We start from the raw sequence: 997 nt of genomic DNA, 5'->3' as shown, positions 1-997 counted from the left end.
GGGTGGGTGGGAGAACCCCGGCAAGCCGAGGTCAGGCCGTACCAGAGGGTGGCTCGGGGGTTTGTGCGGGGTTGAGTTGGGATGAGAGGGTTTTGGGGGCGATTTGGCGATAGGCGTCGGTGATGATTTGGCGGATTTCTTGCCAGTCGACTGGGACGTCTAGGTAGACGCCGAGCCAGCCGCGGTGGCCGACGTATGGGGGGCGGTAGAAGCGGTCGGGTTCGGTGTCCACGAGTTCCTGTTGCACTCCTGGGGCGGCGGCGCACCAGAAGCCGAGGCGGTCGTCGTGGTGGTGGTCCGCGAAGGTGACGAAGGTCTTCTTGCCCCGGATGAACCAGGTCGGCTCGCCGTGGCTGAGCCGTTCGGTCGTCTCCGGCAACTCCAGGCACAAGGCTCGAAGGCGCTCCAACTGCTCCATGCTGGCACGATAGTCCGTATGAGAATCGATCCGCCCCTGGTCGCCGATGAGCGTGAGATGTTGCTCGCCTGGCTGGACTACCACCGCGAAACCCTGGCCGTGAAATGTGATGGCCTGACCGAGGAACAACTCCGTGATCGAGCCGCGGAGCCGTCCACGCTGTCCCTGCTGGGCCTGGTCCGGCACATGGCCGACGTGGAGCGTAGCTGGTTCCGGCGAGTCCTGGAGGACGAGGACGCACCCCCGCTGCACTTCACGGAGACCGATCCGGACGGCGATTTCGACAACGTGGATGACGCGTCGGCGCGGGACGCGTTCGCGGCATGGCGAGCCGAGATCGAGGTAGCCAGGGCGAACGTCGCCAGGTGGCCCGACCTGGGTGCGGTCGGGAAGCGACAGCGCCATGGCGAGTACTACTCGCTACGCTGGATCCTGGTCCACATGATCGAGGAGTACGCCCGCCACAACGGCCACGCCGACATCATCCGCCAACGCGTAGACGGCGCCACCGGCGAATAACCAGCCAGATCACGTCGACGACGCCAGCGAAGCCCCAGCCGCTGAGCGTGTTCGCCGGGG

Annotated in this window: 2 protein-coding genes; one reads left to right on the top strand and one right to left on the bottom strand. The window is 66.0% G+C overall.

Annotated elements, in window-relative coordinates:
* Window positions 1-31: 31 nt before the first annotated feature.
* On the bottom strand, window positions 32-418 hold the full coding sequence (locus Aple_RS50020; RefSeq protein WP_155351860.1) for an MmcQ/YjbR family DNA-binding protein: 387 nt from the start codon (window positions 416-418) through the stop codon (window positions 32-34).
* Window positions 419-436: 18 nt separating this feature from the next.
* Between Aple_RS50020 and Aple_RS50015 the strand changes: the two genes are divergently transcribed.
* Complete coding sequence (locus tag Aple_RS50015) at window positions 437-937, top strand: DinB family protein (RefSeq protein WP_155351859.1); 501 nt, start codon at window positions 437-439, stop codon at window positions 935-937.
* The last annotated feature ends 60 nt before the right edge of the window (window positions 938-997 follow it).

Origin of the sequence: Acrocarpospora pleiomorpha (genome assembly GCF_009687885.1) — a bacterium.
Classification (GTDB): Bacteria; Actinomycetota; Actinomycetes; order Streptosporangiales; family Streptosporangiaceae; genus Acrocarpospora; species Acrocarpospora pleiomorpha.
Note: the sequence above shows the minus strand (reverse complement) of the source record. Positions and strands in the feature narration are given on the sequence as shown.